Source organism: Pseudomonas sp. R1-7, assembly GCF_051132105.1.
Lineage (GTDB): Bacteria > Pseudomonadota > Gammaproteobacteria > Pseudomonadales > Pseudomonadaceae > Aquipseudomonas.
Window position 1 is genome coordinate 4,715,433 of the sequence record NZ_CP071661.1, and the last position, 25,134, is coordinate 4,740,566.

General features: G+C 61.7%; 24 protein-coding genes. 15 read left to right on the forward strand and 9 right to left on the reverse strand.

Features of this window, described 5'->3' with window-relative positions; translation table 11 throughout:
* Positions 1-38 precede the first annotated feature (38 nt).
* Positions 39-1,238 (forward strand): succinyldiaminopimelate transaminase, encoded by a 1,200-nt coding sequence (dapC, locus tag J3P79_RS21130; protein ID WP_434605488.1) that lies wholly within the window; start codon positions 39-41, stop codon positions 1,236-1,238.
* Between the two features lie 615 nt (positions 1,239-1,853).
* On the opposite strand, the gene J3P79_RS21135 is transcribed toward dapC, so the two are convergent.
* Complete coding sequence (locus tag J3P79_RS21135; RefSeq protein WP_434605489.1) at positions 1,854-3,491, reverse strand: Na+/H+ antiporter; 1,638 nt, start codon at positions 3,489-3,491, stop codon at positions 1,854-1,856.
* Between the two features lie 183 nt (positions 3,492-3,674).
* On the reverse strand, positions 3,675-5,030 hold the full coding sequence (locus tag J3P79_RS21140; protein ID WP_434605491.1) for a type III effector protein RopAA: 1,356 nt from the start codon (positions 5,028-5,030) through the stop codon (positions 3,675-3,677).
* A gap of 177 nt (positions 5,031-5,207) precedes the next feature.
* Between J3P79_RS21140 and J3P79_RS21145 the strand changes: the two genes are divergently transcribed.
* The 4 genes from J3P79_RS21145 (at position 5,208) to J3P79_RS21160 (ending at position 8,317) form a co-directional block, all read left to right on the forward strand.
* On the forward strand, positions 5,208-5,570 hold the full coding sequence (locus tag J3P79_RS21145) for an ArsC family reductase (protein WP_434605492.1): 363 nt from the start codon (positions 5,208-5,210) through the stop codon (positions 5,568-5,570).
* A 32-nt stretch (positions 5,571-5,602) separates the two neighbouring features.
* Positions 5,603-6,637 carry a 2,3,4,5-tetrahydropyridine-2,6-dicarboxylate N-succinyltransferase gene (gene dapD, locus J3P79_RS21150; RefSeq protein ID WP_434605493.1) on the forward strand — a complete coding sequence of 345 codons (1,035 nt, stop codon included), beginning with the start codon at positions 5,603-5,605 and terminating at the stop codon, positions 6,635-6,637.
* Between the two features lie 73 nt (positions 6,638-6,710).
* Positions 6,711-7,916, forward strand: coding sequence for an aminotransferase class V-fold PLP-dependent enzyme (locus J3P79_RS21155; protein WP_434605495.1), 1,206 nt, complete (start codon positions 6,711-6,713; stop codon positions 7,914-7,916).
* Positions 7,913-8,317: a SufE family protein gene (locus J3P79_RS21160; RefSeq protein ID WP_434605496.1), complete on the forward strand. Its 405-nt coding sequence runs from the start codon at positions 7,913-7,915 to the stop codon at positions 8,315-8,317. The genes J3P79_RS21155 and J3P79_RS21160 overlap by 4 nt, the downstream gene beginning before the upstream one ends.
* A 33-nt stretch (positions 8,318-8,350) precedes the next feature.
* On the opposite strand, the gene tcdA is transcribed toward J3P79_RS21160, so the two are convergent.
* Positions 8,351-9,163 (reverse strand): tRNA cyclic N6-threonylcarbamoyladenosine(37) synthase TcdA, encoded by an 813-nt coding sequence (tcdA, locus tag J3P79_RS21165; protein WP_018603749.1) that lies wholly within the window; start codon positions 9,161-9,163, stop codon positions 8,351-8,353.
* A 174-nt stretch (positions 9,164-9,337) separates the two neighbouring features.
* Here tcdA and dapE point away from each other — a divergent pair, with 174 nt between their 5' ends.
* The 3 genes from dapE (at position 9,338) to J3P79_RS21180 (ending at position 11,755) form a co-directional block, all read left to right on the forward strand.
* Positions 9,338-10,489 (forward strand): succinyl-diaminopimelate desuccinylase, encoded by a 1,152-nt coding sequence (gene dapE / locus J3P79_RS21170; protein WP_434605498.1) that lies wholly within the window; start codon positions 9,338-9,340, stop codon positions 10,487-10,489.
* Entirely contained in the window at positions 10,489-11,298 is an 810-nt protein-coding gene (locus J3P79_RS21175; RefSeq protein WP_434605500.1) for a putative RNA methyltransferase, read from the forward strand. Before dapE ends, J3P79_RS21175 begins: the two co-directional genes overlap by 1 nt.
* 79 nt (positions 11,299-11,377) lie before the next feature.
* Positions 11,378-11,755 (forward strand): hypothetical protein, encoded by a 378-nt coding sequence (locus tag J3P79_RS21180; protein WP_434605502.1) that lies wholly within the window; start codon positions 11,378-11,380, stop codon positions 11,753-11,755.
* Between the two features lie 85 nt (positions 11,756-11,840).
* Here J3P79_RS21180 and J3P79_RS21185 read toward each other — a convergent pair whose 3' ends face one another.
* Positions 11,841-12,050, reverse strand: a complete 210-nt coding sequence (locus J3P79_RS21185) for a cold shock domain-containing protein (protein ID WP_003198198.1) — start codon at positions 12,048-12,050, stop codon at positions 11,841-11,843.
* 223 nt (positions 12,051-12,273) lie between these two features.
* Here J3P79_RS21185 and plsB point away from each other — a divergent pair, with 223 nt between their 5' ends.
* The 5 genes from plsB to J3P79_RS21210 all read left to right on the forward strand — a co-directional run bounded on the left by plsB (position 12,274) and on the right by J3P79_RS21210 (position 17,069).
* On the forward strand, positions 12,274-14,772 hold the full coding sequence (plsB, locus tag J3P79_RS21190) for a glycerol-3-phosphate 1-O-acyltransferase PlsB (RefSeq protein ID WP_434605504.1): 2,499 nt from the start codon (positions 12,274-12,276) through the stop codon (positions 14,770-14,772).
* Between the two features lie 187 nt (positions 14,773-14,959).
* Positions 14,960-15,307, forward strand: a complete 348-nt coding sequence (locus tag J3P79_RS21195) for a hypothetical protein (RefSeq protein ID WP_434605506.1) — start codon at positions 14,960-14,962, stop codon at positions 15,305-15,307.
* A gap of 113 nt (positions 15,308-15,420) precedes the next feature.
* Positions 15,421-15,756, forward strand: coding sequence for a YbaY family lipoprotein (locus tag J3P79_RS21200; RefSeq protein ID WP_434605508.1), 336 nt, complete (start codon positions 15,421-15,423; stop codon positions 15,754-15,756).
* A gap of 184 nt (positions 15,757-15,940) precedes the next feature.
* Positions 15,941-16,345 (forward strand): YbaY family lipoprotein, encoded by a 405-nt coding sequence (locus tag J3P79_RS21205; protein ID WP_434605510.1) that lies wholly within the window; start codon positions 15,941-15,943, stop codon positions 16,343-16,345.
* Between the two features lie 34 nt (positions 16,346-16,379).
* Positions 16,380-17,069, forward strand: a complete 690-nt coding sequence (locus J3P79_RS21210) for a DUF4197 domain-containing protein (RefSeq protein WP_434605512.1) — start codon at positions 16,380-16,382, stop codon at positions 17,067-17,069.
* 75 nt (positions 17,070-17,144) lie between these two features.
* Here J3P79_RS21210 and J3P79_RS21215 read toward each other — a convergent pair whose 3' ends face one another.
* Both J3P79_RS21215 and J3P79_RS21220 read right to left on the reverse strand, forming a co-directional pair.
* The gene (locus J3P79_RS21215) at positions 17,145-20,210 is read right to left on the reverse strand and encodes an efflux RND transporter permease subunit (RefSeq protein ID WP_434605514.1); all 3,066 of its coding nucleotides are present in this window, start codon (positions 20,208-20,210) and stop codon (positions 17,145-17,147) included.
* A 6-nt stretch (positions 20,211-20,216) separates the two neighbouring features.
* Complete coding sequence (locus J3P79_RS21220) at positions 20,217-21,317, reverse strand: efflux RND transporter periplasmic adaptor subunit (protein WP_434605516.1); 1,101 nt, start codon at positions 21,315-21,317, stop codon at positions 20,217-20,219.
* Positions 21,318-21,411: 94 nt separating this feature from the next.
* Here J3P79_RS21220 and J3P79_RS21225 point away from each other — a divergent pair, with 94 nt between their 5' ends.
* Positions 21,412-22,047 (forward strand): TetR/AcrR family transcriptional regulator, encoded by a 636-nt coding sequence (locus J3P79_RS21225; RefSeq protein WP_434605518.1) that lies wholly within the window; start codon positions 21,412-21,414, stop codon positions 22,045-22,047.
* Between the two features lie 26 nt (positions 22,048-22,073).
* Here the strand turns inward: J3P79_RS21225 and J3P79_RS21230 are convergent, their stop codons facing one another.
* A complete protein-coding gene (locus J3P79_RS21230) occupies positions 22,074-22,856 on the reverse strand; it encodes a class I SAM-dependent methyltransferase (RefSeq protein WP_434605520.1) in 783 nt (260 codons plus the stop codon).
* A gap of 91 nt (positions 22,857-22,947) precedes the next feature.
* On the opposite strand from J3P79_RS21230, the gene J3P79_RS21235 reads away from it, so the two are divergent.
* Positions 22,948-23,568 carry an energy transducer TonB gene (locus tag J3P79_RS21235; RefSeq protein WP_434605522.1) on the forward strand — a complete coding sequence of 207 codons (621 nt, stop codon included), beginning with the start codon at positions 22,948-22,950 and terminating at the stop codon, positions 23,566-23,568.
* A gap of 3 nt (positions 23,569-23,571) precedes the next feature.
* On the opposite strand, the gene J3P79_RS21240 is transcribed toward J3P79_RS21235, so the two are convergent.
* Together J3P79_RS21240 and J3P79_RS21245 are read right to left on the reverse strand one after the other, a co-directional pair.
* Entirely contained in the window at positions 23,572-24,270 is a 699-nt protein-coding gene (locus tag J3P79_RS21240) for an extensin-like domain-containing protein (protein ID WP_434605524.1), read from the reverse strand.
* Between the two features lie 16 nt (positions 24,271-24,286).
* On the reverse strand, positions 24,287-25,108 hold the full coding sequence (locus J3P79_RS21245) for an isocitrate lyase/PEP mutase family protein (RefSeq protein ID WP_434605525.1): 822 nt from the start codon (positions 25,106-25,108) through the stop codon (positions 24,287-24,289).
* Positions 25,109-25,134 lie beyond the last annotated feature (26 nt).

Genomic DNA, 25,134 nt, shown 5'->3' on the forward strand with positions numbered 1-25,134 from the left:
CGCGTCATGATTCAGCCGATTTGAGAGATTGCGCAACGATGAACAACGCCCTGTCCCAGCTCCAGCCCTACCCGTTCGAAAAGCTCCGCGCCTTGCTTGGTAGCGTCACGCCCAATCCGGACAAGCGCCCAATCGCACTGTCCATCGGCGAGCCCAAGCATCGTTCGCCCAGCTTCGTGGCTGAGGCCCTGGCCAGTAATCTGGAAAAAATGGCCGTGTACCCGACCACCCTCGGCATCCCGGAACTGCGTGACGCCATCACCGGCTGGTGCGAGCGCCGTTTCAACGTGCCGAACGGCTGGCTCGACCCGGCGCGCCACGTATTGCCAGTCAACGGCACCCGCGAAGCCTTGTTCGCCTTCACCCAGACCGTGGTCAACCGTGGCGACGACGCACTGGTAGTGAGCCCGAACCCGTTCTATCAAATCTACGAAGGCGCGGCGTTCCTGGCCGGGGCCAAGCCGCACTACCTGCCTTGCCTCGATGCCAACGGTTTCAATCCGGATTTCGATGCCGTCTCGCCGGACATCTGGAAACGCTGCCAGATCCTGTTCCTCTGCTCCCCCGGCAACCCGACCGGCGCGCTGATCCCGGTGGATGTACTGAAGAAACTCATCGCCCTGGCGGACGAATATGACTTCGTCATCGCCTCGGACGAGTGCTACAGCGAACTCTACTTCGACGAACAAACCCCGCCTCCGGGCCTGCTCACCGCCTGCGTCGAACTGGGCCGCAAGGACTTCAAGCGCTGCGTAGTGTTCCACAGCCTGTCCAAGCGCTCCAACCTGCCGGGCCTGCGCTCCGGTTTCGTGGCCGGCGACGCGGAAATCCTCAAGGGCTTCCTGCTGTACCGCACCTATCACGGCTGCGCGATGCCGGTTCAAACCCAACTGGCAAGCATTGCCGCGTGGAACGACGAAGTCCACGTACGGGCCAACCGCGCGCTGTACCGGGAGAAGTTCGATGCGGTGCTGGAAATCCTCAGCCCGGTGCTGGACGTACAACGCCCTGATGGCAGTTTCTACCTGTGGCCGAACGTGGCGGGCGATGACGCGGCCTTCTGCCGTGACCTGTTCGAACAGGAACACGTGACGGTCGTCCCAGGCTCCTACCTGTCCCGCGATGTCGACGGCGTCAACCCAGGCGCCGGGCGCGTGCGCATGGCCCTGGTCGCGCCATTGGCAGAATGCGTGGAAGCGGCGGAGCGGATCCGCGCATTCATTCAGCGTCGGGGTTGATGGCTATATCGGGGCTGTTGTGGCGAGGGGATTTATCCCCGCTGGGCTGCGCAGCGGCCCCAGCAAGTCAACTCAATTTGCCTGATAGAACCGGGGCCCTTGGGTTTTGGGCCGCTTCGCGCCCCAGCGGGGATAAATCCCCTCGCCACAGGTTCAGTGCTTCACAGGTATTTTTGTATTTGCCTTTCGATTTATCGCGAGCAAGCTTTGCTCCCACCGTGGAGTTGTGTGGCTCACACAACCTATGATCGATACCTGATCCTGTGGGAGCAAGCTTGCTCGCGATGAGGCCGGCACTTATTGCATCAAGTCCGAAGCTCTACCCGCAGACGGGGCAGAGCAAGCTCAGTTGCGTGTCGATTGAAGCCGCCTTCGGGCGGCTTTGCTTTCTATGAGAACAAGGCACGCCTGGCTTTGTTGCGCCTGAAATGCTGAAGATCCGCAAAGTGGTTGGATCTCCCCTGTGGCGAGGGGATTTATCCCCGCTGGGCTGCGAAGCAGCCCTCAAACCGAACAACGCGCAGTGTCAAACAGCTTGAATTGACTGTTTTGGGACTGCTGCGCAGTCCAACGGGGATAAATCCCCTCGCCACACTTAGCTTTGCGCCAAGGCTGCTACTTACCCAACCCCAAATTCGCCTCCGCCAAATCCAACTCCCCCAACACCTCCCGCAATACATCATCCCCAATCTGATGATGACGACTGAGCCGATACAGCTCCAGCCGCTGCGCCCGATAGGCCTTCAAACGCAGCCGGCGTTCCAGCAAGTCCATCTCGAACGCCTGCGCCTGGGCTTCGGCGGAATCGTTGTACACCGCCAGTTGATGGCGATACTCGGACATCAACCGCGCCTTGACCTCCGTCGCCAGCGCAGCCTTGGCCGCGTCCGGCGCAACGCTTGGCTCTTCAACTTCCAACGCATGAATCGCCGCCTCAGCGGTTTTGCGCCACGCCTCGCGGACTTCGTTTCGGCGCTTGTCGTCGGGGCTTCTCTCGATGCCGCGCAGCAGCATCGGCAACGCGACGCAGGCCGCAATCAACGACAGCAGAATCACCCCGGCGGCGATGAAGATCAGCAAGTCCCGCTCGGGAAACGCCTCCCCGCCCCCAAGCAGCAACGGCACCGACAGCACGCCCGCCAGCGTCACTGCCCCGCGCACCCCGCCAAACGTCAGTAACCAGCAAGAGCGCGCGGTCGGCACCAGGGTCAACTCGCCCTTGCCGCGCCAACGTCGCAACCACCCGGACAAACGCCAGATGCTTTGCACCCAGACAAACCGCAGCACCAGCAACACCAGGAAAATCGTCACCACGTCCAGGCAGCGGTAGAACAGCGTGGGCCATAACGTCGGCTCATGGCTGGTCACCGCCTTGACGATGTCCGGCAGTTGCAGTCCGAGCAGGAGGAAAATCAAGCCATTGAAGGCAAATTCCAACAGCGACCAGACGCTGCGATTGAGCAGCCGCGTACCAGTCTGGCGCGGCAGCAGGTCGAGCCAGCTCTGCATCATCCCCGCCGCGACCGCCGAGAGAATCCCCGATGCGCCCAAGCGCTCGGCCAGCACATAGGCGGCGAACGGCAGTAATAACATGAACACTACGTGGGTGGCCGGATCGTCCCAGCCCCGGGCGATCATCCACGCCCGCGAGCGGCCTACCAGCCAACTCAGGGCCACGCCCACTAACAGGCCGCCGACCGCCACCAGGACAAAGGCCAGGCTCGCACTCGCCAGGGAAAACACGCCGGTGATCGCCGCTGCCAAGGCAAATTTGAAGGTCACCAGGCCTGACGCATCGTTCATCAACGCCTCGCCCTGAAGCATGTGCATCAAGGGCGCGGGCAAGCGATCCCGGGCAATCGCCGAGACCGCCACCGCGTCGGTCGGCGACAACACCGCCGCCAGGGCGAAGGCCACCGGCAACGGGATGCCGGGCAGCAGCCAATGAATGAAATACCCCGCGCCCACCACCGTGAACAATACCAACCCCACCGCCAGCGTCAGGATCGGCCCGCGCAGTCGCCAGAGTTCGCGCTTGGGCATGCGCCAACCGTCGGAGAACAGCAGCGGCGGCAGGAACAGAAACAGGAACAACTCGGGATCAAGCGCTATATGAAGCCCCAGCGAGGGCCAGGCCAGCACGGCACCGGCGGCGATCTGCACCAGGGGCAACGGTAGCGGGATCAAACGTCCGATCAGGCGCGACACGCCCACCAGCATCAACAGGATCAGGACGGTATAGGCGCTTTGCATAACGGACTTCCACTGACAGCCATACACATCTCCGGCAACAGTTGGCCGGTGAAGTGCCATATTAACTGCCAAGGCGAACCGCTGCCGTTGCACATTGGTCGCACCGCAACGGCGCCAAAGCGCAGTCGCCTCCTGGCCGCTCCTAACCTCCACGCGGCAGGAGCGACCGGCGACTGTCCGAAGCTAAACAGCTCGCTCAGCGGCACTGAGGGTCGAGCGGGCCGAGACAAAATCGACGCTGTCGCCCTCATTGTCACTGTCTTCCCCGGTCTGTTCGGCAATCGACGTTTCGACCAAGGGCAACATTCCCTGCAGCTCATCCTGATGGGCAGGACCGGTGGAAAGCTTGTCCAACGCCGCGGAAGCCTTGTCCGCCAAGGGTTGGGTCATCACAGCCGTGGTCACCCAGGCGGCGAGCACTGGGGCCATCGTGGCGGTGACGGTCGCCTTGCCAGCCGCCGCGACACCCGCAGGCGAAATCCCGGCGTCCCTTGCCGCGTTGACAGCGGCGGTCTGGGCCATACCGATCGCCGTAATACCGCCGGCCAACGCGCCGAGACCACTGACCAAGCCAGTCGGCGTAACCAGAGCTTGCAGCGATTTACTGCCATCGCGCATCGCGTCCAGCGGCAGGCTGCCAACCCGCTTGGCAATGCCCATCGCCGCATTCCCTACGCCATAATTCTTGAGGTCCTTGTAACGCTGGTGCCAGTCTTGGCGCCCCAGCAGGTATTCCGGGCCAATCCGGTGTTTTGATTTGTCGATGGAATGCTGCAGGTCATAGGCGGCCATGCCTGAAAGCGGCGATCCGACGGCGGCTATCACCGAGTCCACCTTGCTGCCCGTCTGCGCATCAACGGTCTTCGTCACAACGGGCTGGACCACTGTGCGCAGAACGTTTCGCGCGGTGAAGGTCTGGAAGGTCAGGCTGCCTTCGATGGCCTGGGTTCCCAGGCTCGGCTTTACTGCCTGAGCGGCCTCTTGCATGACCGGCTCCAACTCGGCATTTTCGGCCACCAGCCACTGGGTATCGCTGGTGGCCCGTTTCATCAGGCCATTGCCGACCGTGTCGGCGGCGCTGCTGACCAGGCCGGCTATCGCCGACAACGCCAACGGGGCGGTAATCGAGCCATTGCCGGTCACCGCCGGGGCGAAGTCCAGCGCTATGGACGCTGCGCCGAAGGGCACCGAACGAAGGAATCCAACCGTGTCATGGGACGCGCGATCCAGCCGCGCGCCCTTGGTCAGCACCGCATCGACGCTTTCAGCGGTTTCGCCATCATTGGCCAAGGTACGCGAACGGTCATCGATCAGCGCTTCGAAAGCGTCGCGATTGGCGCCGTTCATATGCGGCTCGAATACCCGGGTCAGCTGGGCCTTGATGGCGCCAGTCCGATTGGCCAGGTCCTGTTCAGCCGTGACAGGGCCGATCGCGACGGACGCAACGGTCCCGGTCGTCGATGTCGTTGCCGGGGGCGGGAGGGTTTCTTCAGTTTGGTCCGTCAGTGGGTGGAACGATGTCAGGGAGATGGAATCCATGGGCGGGGCCTCTTGTGCGCAAAAGTGCTGGGTGTACCTGTGCTGTGTGGCTGGCCCCGTCCTATCGGTTCCGCCTCGTCCAATCCGTCGCGACAGTCAGGGCACTGAAAGCAATGACGTGGCATAATCGTCGGCTGATTTTCAGGACGATACCGGGAACGTTTTGGGGGAGCATTCATGCCCAGTGAAAACAAGCACTTACAGCTTTTCGGCATCAAAGCCTGCGATACGATGAAAAAAGCGCGAACCTGGCTCGATGAGCACGCGGTGCGCTATGACTTTCACGATTACAAAATTGCCGGCATCGACCGCGAGCACCTGACCCAATGGTGCGACGAGCATGGCTGGCAAGTGGTGTTGAACCGCGCCGGTACGACCTTTCGCAAACTCGACGACGAACGCAAAGCCGATCTCGACCAGACGAAAGCCATCGAACTGATGCTCGCCCAACCCTCGATGATCAAGCGCCCGGTGCTCGATCTCGGTGACCGAACCCTGATTGGCTTCAAGCCAGATATCTATGCGGCAGAGATCAAGTAAGCCTGCCCAGTCCATTTCGTAGAGGTAATTTCATGTCCACTACCCTGTTCAGCCTGGCCTTCGGCGTCGGCACCCAAAACCGTGAAGGCGCCTGGCTGGAAGTCTTCTACGCGCAGCCATTGCTCAACCCGGCAGCCGAGATTGTCGCAGCCATCGCGCCAATCCTTGGCTACAGCGAAGGCAACCAGGCCATCACCTTTACCACCGCCCAAGCCTCCCAGTTGGCCGAGGCGCTTCGCAGCGTCGATGCCGCGCAAGCCAAGCTGCTGACCCGCCTGGCCGAAAGCCACAAGCCACTGGTCGCCACCCTGCTGGCCGAAGATGCCCAACTGAGCTCCACGCCTGAGGCCTACCTCAAGCTGCACCTATTGTCCCATCGCTTGGTCAAGCCCCACGGCCTGAACCTGGCGGGCATTTTCCCACTGCTGCCGAACGTGGCCTGGACCAGCCAGGGCGCGATCGACCTGGCCGAACTCGCCGAACATCAGCTCGAAGCCCGCCTGCGTGGCGAGTTGCTGGAAGTATTCTCGGTGGACAAGTTCCCGAAAATGACTGATTACGTGGTCCCGGCAGGCGTGCGTATCGCCGATGCCGCGCGTCTGCGCCTGGGCGCCTATGTGGGCGAAGGCACTACCGTCATGCACGAAGGTTTCGTCAACTTCAACGCCGGCACCGAAGGCCCGGGCATGATCGAAGGCCGTGTCTCGGCGGGCGTGTTCGTCGGCAAGGGTTCGGATCTGGGCGGCGGTTGCTCGACCATGGGCACCCTGTCGGGCGGCGGCAACATCGTGATCAAAGTGGGTGAAGGCTGCCTGATCGGCGCGAACGCCGGCATCGGCATCCCGCTGGGCGACCGCAACACCGTGGAGTCGGGCCTGTACGTGACCGCCGGCACCAAGGTTGCCCTGCTGGACGAAAACAACCAGTTGGTGAAAGTGGTCAAGGCCCGCGACCTGGCCGGCCAGCCTGATCTGTTGTTCCGCCGCAATTCCGAGACAGGCGCGGTGGAGTGCAAGACCCACAAATCGGCCATCGAGCTGAACGAAGCACTGCACGCACACAACTAAGCGCCACACCCTCACCTGTGGGAGCGAGACTGCTCCCACAGGGTCCGGCGTAACTCCAGCAGGGCCCGAAAGCATGTTGATTCAATCCCCCTGGCGTGCCGATTTCCCGGCCGTCGCCGCCCTGCAACGGCAAGGCCAGACCTATCTGGACAACGCCGCCACTACACAAAAGCCCCAAGTCTTGCTCGACGCACTGGCGTATTACTACGCCAACGGCGCCGCCAATGTGCACCGGGCTCAACACTTGCCCGGCGCCCTGGCCACCCAGGCATTCGAAGACAGTCGCTCCAAGGTTTCGCAATGGCTCAACGCGGGAGACTGCGGGCAGGTGGTTTTCACCCACGGCGCCACTTCGGCGTTGAACCTCCTCGCCTACGGATTGGAACACCTGTTCAACCCGGGCGATGAAATTGTCATCAGCGCCCTGGAGCATCACGCCAACCTGCTGCCCTGGCAGCAACTGGCCGAGCGTCGCGCGTTGACGCTGGTGGTGCTGCCGCTGGATGCCGACGGCATGATCGACAGCACAGCCGCCGCAGAGCTGATCGGACCGCGCACACGCCTGTTGGCCGTCAGCCAGTTATCCAATGTTCTCGGCACTTGGCAGCCCCTACCGGCGCTGTTGGCGATGGCCAAGGCGCAGGGCGCGCTGACGGTCATCGATGGCGCCCAGGGCGTGGTCCACGGCCGTCATGATGTGGAGGCCTTGGGCTGCGATTTCTACGTGTTTTCCAGCCACAAACTCTACGGTCCCGAAGGCCTGGGCGTGCTGTTCGGCCGCACCGAAGCGCTCAGTCAGCTGCGTCACTGGCAGTTTGGCGGCGAAATGGTGCAGCAAGCCGACTACCACAGCGCGACCTTCCGTGTGGCGCCGCTGGGTTTGGAGGCGGGGACGCCGCCCATTGCCAGCGTGATCGGCCTGGGGGCGACGCTGGATTACCTGTCCAGTCTGGACGGGCAAGCAGTCTTGGACCATGAGACAGCGCTCCACGACTATTTGATTGGCGGCCTCCTGGCGCGCAACGGCGTGCGCCTGGTGGGCAATCCACAACTGGCCCTGGTCAGCTTCGTGGTCGAAGGCATCCACAACGCTGACCTGGCGCACCTGTTGACCGAGCAAGGCATTGCCGTGCGTGCCGGGCATCACTGCGCGATGCCACTGTTCAAGCATTTGAAGCTTTCCGGGGCGATCCGGGTGTCGCTGGCGTTGTACAACGATTCCGCCGATATCGAGCGTTTCTTCGAGGCCCTGGACCAGGCCCTGGAGATGTTGCGATGAACTTGCCTGACGATGCTGTCGCCGCGCTGCAGATTTTCCAGGACGCCTCAGGTTGGGAACAACGCGCCCGGCTGCTGATGCAATGGGGCGAACGCCTGGCGCCCCTGAGCGACGCAGAAAAGTGCGAGGCCAACCTCGTCCATGGCTGTGAAAGCCAGGTCTGGCTGGTGGGTCGGTTGCACGACGGGCGCTGGCAGTTTTCCGCCAGTAGCGATGCGCGGTTGATCCGGGGGTTGGTGGCGTTGCTGCTGGCGCGGGTCAACGGCTTGTCTGCCGAAGCGTTGAAGCAAGTGGATTTGCCGGATTGGTTCAATCAGCTGGGGTTGTCGCGGCAGCTGTCGCCGTCGCGCAGCAATGGCTTGAATGCGGTATTACAGCGGATGCGCGAATTGGCCCAATAACCGTGGCGAGGGACTCCCTCGCCACAAAATCGGTCACTGTTCGGGCTTGACCCTGTCCGCCGGCCGCCGCACACCCGCTACGATCTTATCCACAGCCTTGGTCGCCGCGACCATGCCGAACGTCGCAGTGACCATCATCACCGCGCCAAATCCACCGGCGCAGTCGAGCTTGACGCCGTCGCCGACAAAACTCTTCTGCAAGCAGATGCTGCCATCGGGTTTCGGATAGCGCAGCTGTTCGGTGGAGAACACACAAGGCACGCTGTAATGACGGGTCACGGTGCGGGAGAAACCGTAGTCGCGACGCAAGGTAGAGCGCACCTTGGAGGCCAGCGGATCGTTGAAGGTGCGGTTCAAGTCGCAGACCTGGATCAGCGTCGGGTCGATCTGCCCGCCCGCGCCGCCGGTCGTGATGATCTGGATCTTGCGACGCTTGCACCAAGCAATCAACGCGGCCTTGGCGTTGACGCTGTCGATGCAGTCGATAACGCAGTCGATGTTCGGCGTGATGTACTCGGCCATGGTGTCGCGGGTCACGAAGTCCGCCACCGCGTGCACCGTGCAGTCGGGGTTGATGCCACGCAACCGCTCGGCCATCACCTCGACCTTGGGCTTGCCGACGGTGCTGTCCAGCGCATGCAACTGACGGTTGGCGTTGCTGACACAGACGTCGTCCAGATCGAACAGCGAAATCTCGCCCACGCCACAGCGGGCAATGGCTTCCGCTGCCCAGGAACCGACACCGCCGACGCCGACGATTGCCACATGGGCCGCCCGCAAGCGTTCCAGGCCTTCAATGCCATACAAACGGGCGATGCCAGCAAACCGTGGATCTTCTGTACTCATGACCATTACCCCAAAAACCGGCGCGCATTATAGGGCTTTGCCACAGGTTTTGTGTTCCAACCGACAGGAGCAGAGGCCCATGCCGGTCGTTTTGCTATAAGATAACCGCCATTTTGCGCGAGCCAGCCCGCGCCTGCACAAGCCTTGCGTTCACACAATAATCCCGGAGCTTCCATGACGGCCCACGCCGACCTCTCGCCGACCTTGCAACTCGCCTGCGACCTGATCCGCCGCCCGTCCGTGACGCCGGCCGATGCTGATTGCCAGAAAATCATGATGCAGCGCCTGGGCGACGCCGGTTTCAAGCTCGAGCCGATGCGCATCGAGGATGTGGATAACTTCTGGGCCAGCCATGGCAAGCATGACGGCCCGGTGTTGTGCTTCGCCGGTCACACCGACGTGGTGCCGACCGGTCCGGTGCAGGCCTGGCAGCTCGACCCGTTCGACGCGGTCATCGACGACCAGGGCATGCTCTGCGGCCGTGGCGCAGCGGACATGAAGGGCAGCCTGGCGGCCATGGTCGTGGCGGCCGAACGGTTTGTCGCCGATTACCCGGACCACAAGGGCTCGCTGACCTTCCTGATCACCAGCGATGAAGAAGGCCCGGCCCACCACGGTACCAAGGCCGTGGTTGAACGCCTCAAGGCCCGACAGGAACGACTGGACTGGTGCATCGTCGGCGAGCCGTCGAGCACCACGTTGGTGGGCGATGTGGTCAAGAACGGCCGTCGTGGTTCCCTCGGTGCGAAGCTGACCGTACGCGGCAAGCAAGGCCACGTGGCTTATCCACACCTGGCCAAGAACCCGATCCACCTCGCCGCGCCAGCCCTTGCCGAGTTGGCCGCCGAGCATTGGGACCACGGCAACGATTTCTTCCCGCCGACCAGCTTCCAGATTTCCAACCTCAACTCCGGCACCGGCGCGACCAACGTGATCCCCGGCGACCTGGAAGCGGTGTTCAACTTCCGCTTCTCCACCGAGTCCACCGTCGAAGGCCTGCAACAGCGCGTCGCCGATATCCTCGACAAGCATCAACTGGACTGGCACATCGATTGGGCCTTGTCCGGCCTACCATTCCTCACCGAGCCAGGCGCCTTGCTGGACGCCGTGTCGTCGAGCATCAAGGACGTGACGGGCCGCGAGACGAAAGCTTCCACCAGCGGCGGCACCTCGGATGGTCGTTTCATCGCCACCATGGGCACGCAAGTCGTGGAGCTGGGGCCGGTCAACGCGACCATCCACCAGGTCAACGAACGCGTATTGGCGGCGGATCTCGACGTGCTCACCGAGATCTACTACAAGACGCTGATCAAGTTGCTCGCCTGATGCTCGCCTGCCCGATCTGCAGTGAACCGCTGAACGCGGTGGACAACGGCGTGGTGTGCCCCGCCGGGCATCGGTTCGACCGTGCGCGGCAGGGTTACCTTAACCTGCTGCCGGTGCAGCACAAGAACAGCCGTGACCCTGGCGACAACCAGGCGATGGTCGAAGCCCGCCGTGACTTTCTCAACGCCGGGCATTACGCCCCGGTCGCCCGCCGCCTGGCCGAACTGGCCGCCGAACGTGCGCCTGGACGCTGGCTCGACATCGGTTGCGGTGAAGGCTATTACACCGCGCAGATCGCCGATGCCCTGCCTGACGCGGATGGCTATGCCCTGGACATCTCTCGCGAGGCGGTCAAGCGCGCCTGCAAACGCAACCCGCAACTGACCTGGTTGATCGCCAGCATGGCCCGGATACCGCTGGCCGACGGCTGCTGCCAGTTCCTCGCCAGCGTGTTCAGCCCGCTGGACTGGCAAGAGGCCAAGCGCTTGCTCAGCCACGGCGGCGGCCTGATGAAAGTCGGCCCCACCGCCGGCCACCTGATGGAATTGCGCGAGCGCCTGTACGACGAAGTGCGCGAGTACACCGACGACAAACACCTTGCCCTGGTGCCGCCGGGCATGGCGCTGGATCACAGCGAAACGCTCGAATTCAAACTGGTGCTCACCCAAGGCCAGGACCGCGCCAACCTGCTGGCGATGACGCCTCATGGCTGGCGCGCCAGCGCCGAGCGCCGCGCCAGCGTGATCGAGCAAGCCGAGCCGTTCGAGGTCACGGTGTCGATGCGCTACGATTATTTCGTTCTTCAATAATTAACCTTGGGCCCCGGGCGATTGTCTGGGGCCACCTAAATCCGCGAATGGATTTTTCAAGACCGCAGCGAGGACATCCATGCGCCAACCCGATATCGAGATTTACCTGAAGGACGCCGACGTCGACCACAAGGCCATTGCCCATTGGCTCGGCGAGGCATTGGGCCCGTGCAGCGACTGGGTGCAGAAAGGCCAGACCTACAAATGCAAGGCCGGCAATATCCCGGTCACCTGGCTACCCAAGGCCGTAGGCAAATGGAACAGCTTGTACCTGGAAAGCGACCAGACCCCATGGGAAGACGACATCGCCTGCGCCCGCGCCGCCTTCGCCGCGCTGGATGTCGAAGTGCGCTGCGCGCCCGGTTCGTGGGTGGAGGAAGAAGGCGAGGAATCGGCGGATCGCTGGATTCGCATCAGCGCCGATGGAGAAGAAGAAATTACCTGGAAGACGGCGTGACGCTGATTTAGCGCCTGGCGATGGTTCCATGTGGGAGCGAGCCTGCTCGCTCCCACAATGGTTTTTTGTTGCCAGTGAGTATGGCTTACAACCCCACGACATCCTCAGCCTGCAAGCCCTTCTGCCCTTCCACGACCGCGTATTCGACCTGCTGGCCTTCGGTCAGTGAACGGTGGCCTTCACCACGGATCGCGCGGTAATGCACGAACACATCCGCGCCGCCTTCGCGCTGGATGAAGCCGTAGCCCTTCGCGTCATTGAACCACTTCACACTGCCGGTTTCCCGTGCTGCCATGATGCTCACTCCCATTTTTATTTTGAGTCGGCTTTTCGCAGGAAAGCCGTACGAATTTAAGCCACCGTCCGGCCGACCTAGAGAAGGCCGGGGCAGTAACTGGCCGAGTATATGACACCCGGAAAAACTCTCAACTGACTTTACTTCGGGGCTTTTTTGCCGATTTTCGATGAATCCGGCACACTGGCGCCCGCGCCACTCCATTCACTCATGCAGAAGCCGTATGACCCGTTCCCCGTTCCGCCGTCTTGTGTTTGGCACCTTGCGCCGACTGTTGTACCTCTGGGTTCGCTCCGAGACGATCAACCAGTCGTCCTTCACCCTCAACCTCGACCGCAGCCGTCCGGTGTTTTATGTCCTGCAAGACCCTTCGCTCACCGACTTGGCGGTGCTCGACGCAGAGTGCACCAAGGCTGGCCTGCCCCGCCCGGTGCTGCCTGTCTCAGTGGGCAACCTGCTGGAGCCGGCGGCCTTTTTCTACCTGACGCCGGCACCGGACTGGCTCGGGCGCCAGGACAAGCGCGGTGCGCCGCCCACCTTGACGCGGCTGGTCGACGCCCTGACCCACGACGCCGCCGAAGACGCGCAGATCATCCCGGTCAGCGTGTTCTGGGGCCAGTCGCCAGACAGCGAATCAAGCCCATGGAAGCTGTTGTTCGCCGACAGCTGGGCCGTCACCGGACGCCTGCGTCGGCTGCTGAGCATCATGATCCTGGGGCGCAAGACCCGCGTGCAGTTCTCCGCGCCGATCCACCTGCGCGAGCTGATCGAACACGACAAAGGTCATGAACGCACCGTGCGCATGGCCCAGCGGATCCTGCGGGTACATTTCCGCAATCTTAAAGCGGCGGTCATCGGCCCGGACATCTCCCATCGACGCAACCTGGTCAAGGGCCTGCTGAACCAGCCACTGGTCAAGCAGGCGATTGCCGAGGAAGCCGAGCGGGAAAAGATCTCCCCGGAAAAAGCCAAGGCCCAGGCCCTGCGCTACGGCAACGAGATCGCCTCGGACTATACCTACACCGCGATCCGCTTCCTGGAAGTGGTGCTGAGCTGGTTCTGGAACAAAATCTACGATGGCATCAAGGTCAACCACATCGAGGGCGTGCAGAACGTTGCCCAGGGCCACGAAGTCATCTACGTGCCGTGTCACCGCAGCCATATCGATTACCTGCTCCTGTCGTACCTGCTGTTCCGCAACGGCCTGACGCCGCCGCACATCGCCGCCGGCATCAACCTCAACATGCCGGTAATTGGCAGCCTGCTGCGCCGTGGCGGGGCGTTCTTCATGCGCCGCACGTTCAAGGGCAATCCGCTCTACACCGCGGTGTTCAACGAATACCTGCACACGCTGTTCACCAAAGGCTTCCCGGTGGAGTATTTCGTCGAAGGCGGCCGTTCGCGCACCGGGCGCATGCTGCAACCCAAGACCGGCATGCTCGCGATCACCCTGCGCAGCTTCCTGCGTTCGTCGCGCATGCCGATCGTGTTCGTGCCGGTCTATATCGGTTATGAACGGGTGCTGGAAGGCCGCACCTACCTGGGCGAATTGCGCGGGGCCAGCAAGAAGAAAGAATCGATCTTCGACATCTTCAAGGTCATCGGCGCGCTCAAGCAACGCTTCGGCCAAGTGGCGGTGAACTTCGGCGAGCCGATCAAACTGGCGGAATTCCTCGACAGCGAACAACCCGGTTGGCGCCAGCAGGAACTGGGCCCGCAGTTCAAACCGGCCTGGCTCAACGCGACCACCAACCGTCTGGGAGAGCGCGTAGCCCGGCACCTGAACGAAGCCGCGGCCATCAACCCGGTCAACCTTGTCGCGCTGGCATTGTTGTCGACCAGCCGCCTGGCACTGGACGACCAGGCCATGGCCCGCGTGCTGGACTTGTACCTCGCGTTGCTGCGCCAAGTGCCTTACTCTCCCCACACCACCTTGCCTGAGGGCGACGGCCGGGCGTTGATCGAGCATGTCAAAGGCATGGACCTGCTGTCGGAACAGAACGATGCCCTGGGCAAGATTCTGTACCTGGACGAGCAGAATGCGGTGCTGATGACCTACTACCGCAACAACGTGCTGCACATTTTCGCCCTTCCGGCGTTGCTGGCGAGCTTCTTCCAGAGCAGCTCACGCATGAGTCGCGAGCAGATTCTGCGTTATACCCGCGCGCTGTACCCGTACCTGCAATCGGAGCTGTTCATTCGCTGGTCGCTGGAAGAACTGGACGCCGTGGTCGACCAATGGCTCGAAGCTTTCGTCGAACAGGGCCTGCTGCGTTTCGAAAACAACCTGTACCTGCGTCCCGCGCCGAGTTCGCGGCACTTCGTGCTGCTGACCCTGCTGTCAAAAAGCATCGCCCAGACCTTGCAGCGCTTCTACATGACGGTTTCGCTGCTGCTCAACAGTGGCCAGAACACCCTCAGCGCCGAAGAACTGGAAGACCTCTGCACCGTCATGGCCCAGCGCCTGTCGATCTTGCACGGCCTGAATGCGCCGGAATTCTTCGACAAGAGCCTGTTCCGTCACTTCATCCAGACCATGCTCGACCTCGATGTGCTGCGCCGCGACGAAGCCGGCAAACTCAGCTATCACGAGCTGCTGAGCGAACTGGCCGAGGGTGCGGCCAAGCGAGTGCTGCCGGCGGAAATTCGCCTGTCGATCCGTCAGGTAGCGCTGCATCGCAGTGAAGACGCCGCGGACGTCGCCGTCAGCCCCGGCAATTGAATATCGTCGAACACTCACCGAGGAACAGGGAGCAGTTCCGGTGAGTTTGATGGGGGAGCCAGCGAATATTCCGACGCTGTTGAGCGCCTAAAGCGACGTCAGACGAAGAAAGGAACTACAGAGAACTCTGAGACAGGCCTCTAAGATGGGCTCACGTCAATGCCGACGCACTGAAAAGGAATTCAGCATGAGCCTGCACACCATTACCGCATCCATTCACCCGCCGGACGGCTATCAACTGCCTGAAAGCGGTGGTACTCACATAAGCCTAACGACACCGCATAGCTCCAGTGGCAGTGGCTCCAACCAAATACCGAAAATGCCATGGATCGTCACCCTGACCGTTGATGGCGAAATTGCCACCAAAGGGGAAGAGTTTTCGTTGAAGGTGCAAATCAACGGCCCTACCCCTGTGTTTCTTGATACCCCACATACCTTCATCTGGAACGGTGGTGATCAGGAAGTTGATGTCAATCTGACCCTTGCGCCTGTACCGAAGACCGAAACCACTCAGCCGCTTACGTTCGGCTCCTGATTCACAACGTTCAATTGGATACGAGGCAACGCCTCCAATCATTTTGGCACCTGCATATTGCTGGTGTCATTCAGCGCCACTGATGGCAAAAAACTTAATATAAGGACATTACTATGAACCACTACTACAACGTTCCGTGCATCGCCTACTACGTTGAAAAAATCGCCCTGGCTCCAAACTCCACTCTCTATGCGTCCCTTGAAGACATCACCGTCGCCGACGCGCCGGCTGAAATCGTTGCGACTTGCGTGATCAAAAACGCTGAAACCGCAGGCTTGGGTTTCGAACTCCGAGTGGCGGAATCGACTGTCATCGAAAATCGTACCTATGCGGTCAGGGCGCGGATCGAAGCGGAAGGGGAAGTGCGTTTTACCACCAAAAAAATTCACACCGTTGACCCTCGCGTCAATTACTTGAAGCCGATCGAGATACTAATGTCTTCGGTTTAATACCTATGCTCCATAATCCACCTATTCAAGAATAGGCAGCGTGTTTCGCGTTTGAGTTTCACACATCGAGGGGTGGAAGAATCGTCTGGACAGTGACGCTTCGGCTGGATTTTTACCTCTCGATGCTCCAGATTTGCTTTGGCGCCATCACGTTGCTGGCGTCAAAGCAAAAAGGTACTTCCAAATGAACAAGCTCGTTCTGCTCGCATTCACTGCCTTGCTGGCCGCTTGCCAGTCGTCATTCCCGCCCAGCGCATCCACCCAGAAACTGGACGGCGAAGTGTTTTATCTTCAACGCATCGCCCTGCCTCCTACCGCCATACTGACCGTGCGCCTGCAGGACGTTTCCCTGGCCGATGCCCCTGCGGTGGTACTCGATGAACAGAGCGGCCCGGTCAAAGGCCAGGTCCCGCTGCCGTTCCACCTCAGTTATGATCCCGCGCAGGTCAAGCCCGGCCATCGTTATGCCGTGAGCGCCCGCATCGAAGTGGACGGCCAACTGATGTTCATCACCACCGAACAACACGCCGTGCAACTCGATGGCAAGGATCAGCTACCGTTGAAGATCCGCGTCAACGCCGCACGCTGATTCTTTTTTCCTACTTTTTTTCAAGGAAGCCATCATGCTCCGTTCTACCCTCCGTTTCACCGGCCTGTGCGCGGGCCTGTTGATCTGCGCCAATGCCATGGCCCTGTCCTTGGGCGATCTGTCGCAAAAAGACGCTACGGGCGGTCTCAAGGACGCCTTGACCCAAGGCGCGCAGGTGGCGGTCAAGCAATTGGGCACACCTGGGGGTTTCAGCAATAACCCGGAGGTGAAAATCGAACTGCCCGGCAAGCTCGGCAAAGTCGCCAGCAAGATGAAAGCCTTCGGCATGGGTGAGCAGGTCGATCAACTGGAAACCAGCATGAACCAGGCGGCCGAAGCAGCCGTAGTCCAGGCCCAGCCGATCCTGGTCAATGCCGTGAAGAACATGAGCGTGAACGATGCCAAGGGCATCTTGAGCGGCGGCAATGACTCGGCCACGCAGTACCTGAACAAGAGCAGTCGAGAGCAGATCCGCGCCAAGTTCCTGCCTATCGTCAAGCAGGCCACAGACAAGGTCGGCCTGGCCCAACAATACAATGCCTTTGCCGGTCAGGCCGCCACCTTCGGCGTGCTGGACGCCAAAAGCGCCAACATTGAGAACTACGTGACCGAGCAGGCGCTGGACGGGTTGTTCGAGATGATCGGCAAGCAGGAAGCCACCATTCGCCAGAATCCGGCGGCTGCGGCAACCAGCTTGGCTAAAAAAGTATTCGGCACTCTCTGAGCCCTATCCTGCGGACACGACACCTGTGGCGAGGGAGCTTGCTCCCTCGCCACAGGTTAGGTGTGCACCGGTTGATCAGGTCTTCCTGACCCTGAACCACGCCGCGTACAACGCTGGCAGGAACAACAGCGTCAGCGCTGTCGCCACGATCAATCCCCCCATGATCGCCACCGCCATCGGTCCGAAGAACAGGCTGCGCGACAGCGGGATCATCGCCAGCACTGCCGCCAGCGCAGTGAGCACAATCGGACGGAACCGTCGCACCGTCGCTTCGATAATCGCCTGCCACGGGGCAAGCCCGGACTTGATGTCCTGCTCGATCTGGTCCACCAGAATCACCGAGTTGCGCATGATCATGCCGGACAGTGCGATGGTCCCGAGCATGGCGACGAAACCGAATGGCTGGCGAAACACCAACAGGAACAGCGTGACGCCGATCAACCCCAGCGGCGCGGTGAGGAACACCATCGCCGTGCGGGAGAAGCTGCGCAGTTGCAGCATCAGCAACGTCAGCACCACCACGATGAACAGCGGTACACCGGCATTCACCGATTTCTGCCCACGGGCCGAGTCCTCCACGGTGCCACCCACCTCTAACAGGTAACCGTCTGGCAGTTCCGCTTGTATCGGGTCCAGGGTCGGGAAAATCTGCTGCACCAGGGTCGCCGGTTGTTCCTTGCCATAGATATCGGCCCGGACAGTCACGCTCGGCAGGCGGTTGCGGTGCCAGATCACGCCCTCTTCAAAGCCATACTCCAACGTCGCGATCTGCGACAGGGCAACGCTTTGGCCATTGTCGGTCGGCACGGCCAGGCTTGGCAGCAACGACAGTTCGGTGCGTTCATGCACGGTGCCGCGCAGCAGGATCTCGATCAGCTCGTTGTCTTCCCGGTACTGGCTGACGCTGGATCCGGTCAGAGAACTTTGCAGGAAGCTCGACAGATTGGCAGTGGTCACCCCCAAGGCCCGGGCGCGGTCCTGGTCGATATTCAGGTACACCACTTTGCTCGGCTCTTCCCAGTCAAGATGCACATTGGCGACGTAAGGATTTTCGCGAACCTTAGTCGCCACTTTCCGCGCCAGCGCCCTGACCTCCTCGATGTGCTCGCCCGTCACGCGGAACTGCACCGGGTAGCCCACCGGAGGACCGTTTTCCAGGCGTGTCACCCGTGAGCGCAAGGTCGGGAACTGCTCGTTCAGGGTGGTGATCAGCCAAGTGCGCAGGGGCTCACGATCCTCGATGGTCTTGGCCAGCACCACGAATTGGGCGAAGCTCGGCGCCGGCAGTTGCTGATCCAGCGGCAGATAGAAACGCGGTGAGCCGGTGCCGACATAGGCCACGTAGTTGTCGATGCCGGCGTGATCCTTGAGCAACGCTTCCAGGCGCTTGACCTGCTCGGCGGTGTTCACCAACGAAGCGCCTTCGGCGAGTTTCAGGTCGACCATCAGTTCCAGGCGCCCCGATGCCGGGAAAAACTGCTGCGGGACAAAACGGAACAGCACCACCGAGCCCAGGAACAACAGCACGGTCAATGCGATGACGGTCTTGCGCCGGCGCACGCACCATTCCACCAGTCGCCGCACGCGCTGATAGAACGGCGTGCCGTAGGGATCGGGCTGGCCGTCTACCGTGCCATGCTTCGCCGCATGAATCTTCGCCAGGTCCGGCAGGAATTTTTCCCCCAGGTACGGCACGAACACCACCGCAGCGACCCAGGAAGCCAACAGCGCAAGGGTCACCACCTGGAAAATCGAACGGGTGTACTCACCCGTGCCTGACTGGGCCGTGGCAATCGGCAGGAACCCCGCCGCCGTGATCAAGGTGCCGGTGAGCATCGGAAACGCCGTGCTGGTCCAGGCGTAGCTGGCCGCCCTGATTCGGTCGAAGCCCTGCTCCATCTTGATCGCCATCATCTCCACGGCGATGATCGCGTCATCCACCAGCAGCCCCAGCGCCAAGACCAGCGCGCCGAGGGAGATCTTATGCAGGCCGATGCCCAGGTAATACATCGCCGCGAAGGTCATCGCCAGCACCAGCGGGATTGCCAGCGCCACCACCATTCCGGTGCGCAACCCCAGGGAGAAGAAGCTCACCAGCAATACGATAGTCAGCGCTTCCACCAACACTTGGACAAACTCGCCGACACCGGTCTTCACCGCCGCTGGCTGGTCCGAGACCTTGCGCAGCTGCATGCCAGCCGGCAGCGTATTCTGGATCCGGGCAAACTCGACCTCAAGGGCCTTGCCCAACACGAGGATGTCACCGCCCTCCTTCATCGCCACGGCCAGGCCGATTGCATCTTCACCCATGAAACGCATGCGCGGCGCGGGTGGATCGTTGAAGCCACGACGAACCTCTGCCACGTCGCCGATGCGAAAGGTGCGGTCAGCCACGCGGATCGGAAAGTCACGGATCTCTTCCACCGTCTGGAAATTCCCGGAGACCCGCAGTTGCAATCGCTCACTGCCGGTCTCGAAGAATCCAGCCGTGGACACCGCGTTCTGGGCTTCCAGGGCTTGCTGGACCGCCGCCAACGGCAGGCCGAGGGTCGCCAGTTTCACGTTCGACAATTCAACCCAGATCTTCTCGTCCTGCAGGCCGACCAGCTCGACCTTGCCCACATCCTTGACCCGCTGCAGCTGGATCTGGATACGGTCGGCGTAGTCCTTGAGCACCCCGTAATCGAAGCCATCACCGGTGAGCGCGTAGATGTTGCCGAACGTGGTGCCGAACTCATCGTTGAAGAATGGCCCTTGGATTCCGGGCGGCAAGGTATGCCGGATGTCACTGACTTTCTTGCGTATCTGGTACCACAACTCGGGAATCTGCTTGGAGTGCAGGGAATCCCGGGCCATGAACGTTACCTGGGATTCGCCCGGGCGTGAGAACGAGACGATTTTTTCGTAATCGCCGGTTTCCATCAGCTTCTTTTCAATGCGCTCGGTGACTTGGCGCGAGACTTCCTCGGCCGTGGCGCCGGGCCAGATGGTGCGAATGACCATGGCCTTGAAGGTGAACGGCGGGTCTTCGCTCTGGCCAAGCTTGGTGTAGGAAAGCGCGCCGACGATTGCCAGCAACAGCATCAGGAACAGTACGATCTGGCGGTTACGCAACGCCCATTCGGAAAGATTGAAACCCATCGGGGATTACTCCTTGGCCGCCAGGTTGACCACGCGGTTGGAGCGATCCACCGGCCGGACCTGCTGGCCGTCGAGGAGCACATGCACGCCAGCGGCCACCACCCAGTCGTTGGCGCCCAGGCCTTCGAGCACCGGCACGGTTTTTTCGCCGAAGGCACCGACGCGCACCGGGACTTTTTTCAAGGTGTTGTCGGGATTGACCACCCAGACGTAGGTCGCGCCGTTCTCGGCGGTAAGGGCCGACAGCGGCACTGACAGCGGGACCTTTTCGGCACTCTGGATAAACACCCGGGCACTCTGGCCCAGCTCCGCCGGAACGCTGCCGGCGGTAAACGCGACGCGAGCGGCGAATGTGCGGGACTTCGGGTCCGCGGCCGGCGAGAGTTCGCGGATGCGCCCGCTGAAGCGCTGGTCAGGCTGGCTCCACAGTTCGACCGAAACCGGCTGGCCGATCTTGAAGCGACCGAAACTTTGCTCCGGAAGGCTGATCAGTACTTCGCGCTCACCGTCGGTGGCCAGGGTGAAGACGGTTTGACCGGCCGACACGACCTGACCGACCTCCACCGAACGGCGGGCCACGACGCCATCCTGAGGCGCACGCAGTATCGAATAGCTGGCCTGGTTGCTGGCAACGTCGAATTCAGCCCTGATCTGCTTGAGCCGCGCGGCACCGGAGCGATAGAGATTTTCGGCGTTGTCGTATTGGGAGCGGCTGACCATCTGCCGCTCCATCAAGGTCTTGTAGCGGTCGCGCTCGGCGCGGACCAGGCTCAGATTGGCCTCGGCGGCCGCCACTTGGGCCCGGCTCGCTTCCAGTTGCAGGCGCACGTCTTCGGGATCGAGTTCAGCCAAGGGCTGGTTGGCCTTGACCCGCTGGCCCTCTTCGACCAGCCGTCGGCTGACTTTGCCACCAATGCGGAAGGCCAGATCCGGCTCGAACCGCGCCCGCACTTCACCGGGATAACTGTCCATCGCCTGGGCCGAAGGCTCTGGCTTGACCACCATGGCGGGGCGGACGGTCACGGCCACCGGCTCCTCGTGGCCACACGCAGACAATAAAAAGGCCAGGCTGACTGGCACGGCGAGGGGCAGGACATAGCGGAACATGGTGGATGACCTTTCGCTAATGATGCTTGGAATAATTATACTGGCGGGTATGTTATTAATAGCAAACTCACCAGTCCAGTATTAAAAGCGAATAATGTCGAACAATCCTGCCCCTCCCAGCGGCCCTGGCCGTCCGAAGGATCTGGCCAAGCGCCAGGCCATTCTCGACGCGGCGAAAAAACTGTTTTTGGGCCTGGGTTACGCCAGTACCAGCATGGATGCGGTCGCGACCGAGGCCGGTGTGTCGAAGCTGACCGTCTACAGCCACTTCAACGATAAGGAAACGCTGTTTTCCGCCGCTGTGATTGCCAAGTGCGAAGAACAGGTGCCGCCGCTGTTCTTCGAATGGGTGGATGGCGTCCCGATTGAACATGTGTTGTTGAATATCGCCCGGGGCTTCAATCAACTGATCAACAGCGATGAGTCGGTGAACCTGCATCGACTGATGGTAGCCCTGGGTAGCCAGGACCCGAAGCTCTCGACGATTTTCTACGAGGCCGGCCCGCAACGCATGCTCTCAGGCATGGAACGGTTGCTGGGCAAGGTCAACCAGAGCGGCGCCTTGAGCATCGACAAACCGCGAAATGCCGCCGAGCATTTCTTTTGCCTGATCAAGGGCGCGGCGAATTTCCGGTTGCTGTACGGCTGCGACGGGCCGCAGGACGCCGAAGCGGCCGAGGCTCATGTACAGGAAGTGGTGGGGTTGTTCGTGCGGGCTTATCGGACTTAGTTCTCAAGGGATTGGGCGATCCGGTCTCAAGCCTTGAGCGCCTTCTTGGGATAGATATCGTACCGACTGGACTTGCCCTCCAGCCCATGGCTCGGCTTCGGCCCTTCGATGCATGGCGCCTTGCGCGGACGCTTGACCACCACCCGGTGGGTCGCCAGCGCCAGCGCCGCGGCCAACAGCGCCGGTGCGTCATTGTCATCGCCCACCAGCGGCCGGAACAGGCGCATTTCCTTTTTCACCAGGGCGGTTTTCTCCCGATGAGGGAACATCGGATCCAGGTAGATCACCTGGGGCGGCTCGCCTTCCCAGTTGCGCATCACCTCGATGGAATTACCCTTGAGCAAATGCATGCGTGCCACGATCGGCGCCACATCGAAGTCCTCCGCGCCGCGCGCCAGGCCATCTTCCAGCAAAGCGCCGATCAGCGGCTGGCGCTCGATCAGACTCATTTCGCAGCCCAGGCTTGCCAGCACAAACGCGTCCTTGCCCAACCCCGCCGTGGCGTCGAGCACCCGAGGACGCACGCCTTGGGCGACACCGACGGCCTTGGCGATCATCTGGCCGCTGCCGCCGCCGTACAAGCGCCGATGGGCCGCGCCACCCTCGACGAAATCCACCCGCACCGGGCCCGGCGCGTCCGGCCCCAGTTGCTGCAGTTGCAGCCCCTGCTCGCCGACCTGCAAGGCAAACTCGCCGTCGTCCACTTGCAAAGGCAGGCCAAGCCGCTCGGCCCACTGTTCGGCCTGCGGTTGGAAGGCCGGGGCCAGGGCCTCGACATGGATGCGGCAGGCCGCAGGTTGCTCAATCATGAAAACACGCCCAAAAAATTAAGGATCGGCAAAATCGGCCGATAACAACGGTGAACGGCATTTTGCCAGAGCTGAGCGTCGACCGAGAAAAATGTCAGACATTCAATCCACATCGATAGGCGTTATCTCCCCTTACGGCGATTACAGCCTGCGTAACACCCAAGCGCTGAGCGGCGTCAGTCACCTGTGGCAGGATTTTTTTGCCCGGGCCCTGGCCGATCAACTGGGTGAAAACGCACCGGCGCCTGGCAGCTTCCAGCCCGTCGCCCTTGATGAAGCGGTTGAACCGACCCTCGGCGCCGAATTGCTGGACCACATCGTCAGCCAGCGCACCTGCGACGTGACTGAAACCCAGGTCAAGCCACCAGAGCCATTGTTCCTGCCAATTGCCGAATTCGAACTCGACTTGCTGGACAAACCGTTCCCACCCTTCCCGCCGGAAGAAATCGTCGCCCAGCAAAAACAGCAGACCTTCGAGAGCAACTGGGTTCGCCCGATCGTTCTCACCGCCGGCCAACCACTGCCGGAACCGGGCCCGGCGCCACAACCGCGTCCGTTGCACCTGCCGATTGCCGAGTTCGAACTCGACTTGCTGGACAAACCCTTCCCGCCGTTCCCGGAAGAGGAACTGGTGGCGCAGCAGAAACAACTCGATTTCGATACCCGTTGGGCACGTCCGATCGTGCTGCAGAACCTGCGTATCGCCGCCTGATTCTTACCGACAGATCCACCACGGCCCCACATCCAGATGGAAATGGTTTCGGTGCGCTTCGTTGTAGTCCGGGCTCAACACCACGCTGAACATGTCACAGGCACCGCCTCGCACCTGCCGCAGGAACTGCGCGTGGTTGTTGTCCTTCGGCCAGTCCTTGAGCACGCTGATCGCCCGCCCATCGGCCAGGCGAAACCCGGCGATATCGAGCGCGCTGGCGGTGGCATGCTGACTGCGCGACCCGCTTTCACGACCGTACATGTTGCGACACGCAAAGCTGCCCAAGTGATCGACCCGCGTGACTTTCTGCCCATAGACCGCCGTTGCCGCCGGTTGCAGCGCATGGCGCTCGAACAACGCGAAAGCCACGGCCAGCGGGCAACTGGCGAGGAAGCTGCTGCTCAGCGCTACCTCGCCGCCCTGTACCCGCAACACATTGGTCAGCGGACACGTCGTGTTGGCGCCGCTGTCCGCCTGGCGAGCGGTACGAAGCCCTGACGTCGCAAGCGCCTGATCGCACAGTTGCGGGTCGTTGCGCAGGGCCATCAGCTTGTAGCGGGTCAGCAGATTCGGCGGGACGTTGACGTCCAGCGGCGCCCAGGGATTCCATTGCGGCGGTACCGACAACCAGCCACGCCAGACGCCAAGCACTGCGGCGCCAACGATCAGCGCCATAATCATCAAACCTTTGAAAAACCGCACGACAACGCCTCGGGCATCAACCCTTGAATAATTGGTTAGCCTGGTTGAACGGCATCGAACGACGGGTAAAAGTGAACGTGCCCTGCTGCTGGATTTCTTCGGCAGCACGGAAGAATTCGCCATAGGCCGCCAACGCCAGGGCCGATCCGACGCTGATGCGCTTGACACCCAATTCGCTCAACTGCGCCACGGTGAGGTCCAGCGCGCCGGACATCAGCACGTTCACCGGCTTGGGCGCCACGGCCTGTACCACGGCGAGGACCTGTTCGGCGCTGCTCAGCCCGGGCGCATAGAGCACGTCGGCACCCGCATCGGAGAAGGCCCTCAGGCGTCGGATGGTGTCGTCCAGGTCGGGTTTGCCGTGCAGGAAATTCTCCGCCCGGGCGGTCAGCAAGAAGGGAAACGGCAAGCTGCGCACCGCGTCGGCCGCGGCCTTGACCCGCGCCACTGCGTGATCGAAGCAATAAATCGGACTGTCCGGGCGTCCGGTGGCGTCTTCGATGGAACCCCCCACCGCTCCGGCTTCTGCCGCACGCAACAAGCTGCGGGCACACGCTTCAGGCGCATCGGCGAACCCGTTTTCCAGGTCGACGGCCACTGGCAAATCCGTGGCTGCCACGATCGCCCGCACGTTAGCCAGCGTGTCATCCAGGCCCAGCGCCCCATCGGGTCGCCCCAGGGAAAAAGCGTGGCCGGCGCTGGTGGTCGCCAAGGCTCCAAAGCCAAGGCTGGCGAGCATCTTGGCTGAGCCGGCATCCCACGGATTGGGAATGACAAATGCGCCTTCGCGTTCGTGCAAAGCCTTGAACGCCTGGGCTCGCCGGGTTTGTGCATCCATGAAAGTCGCTCCTGAGCAGTGGACGA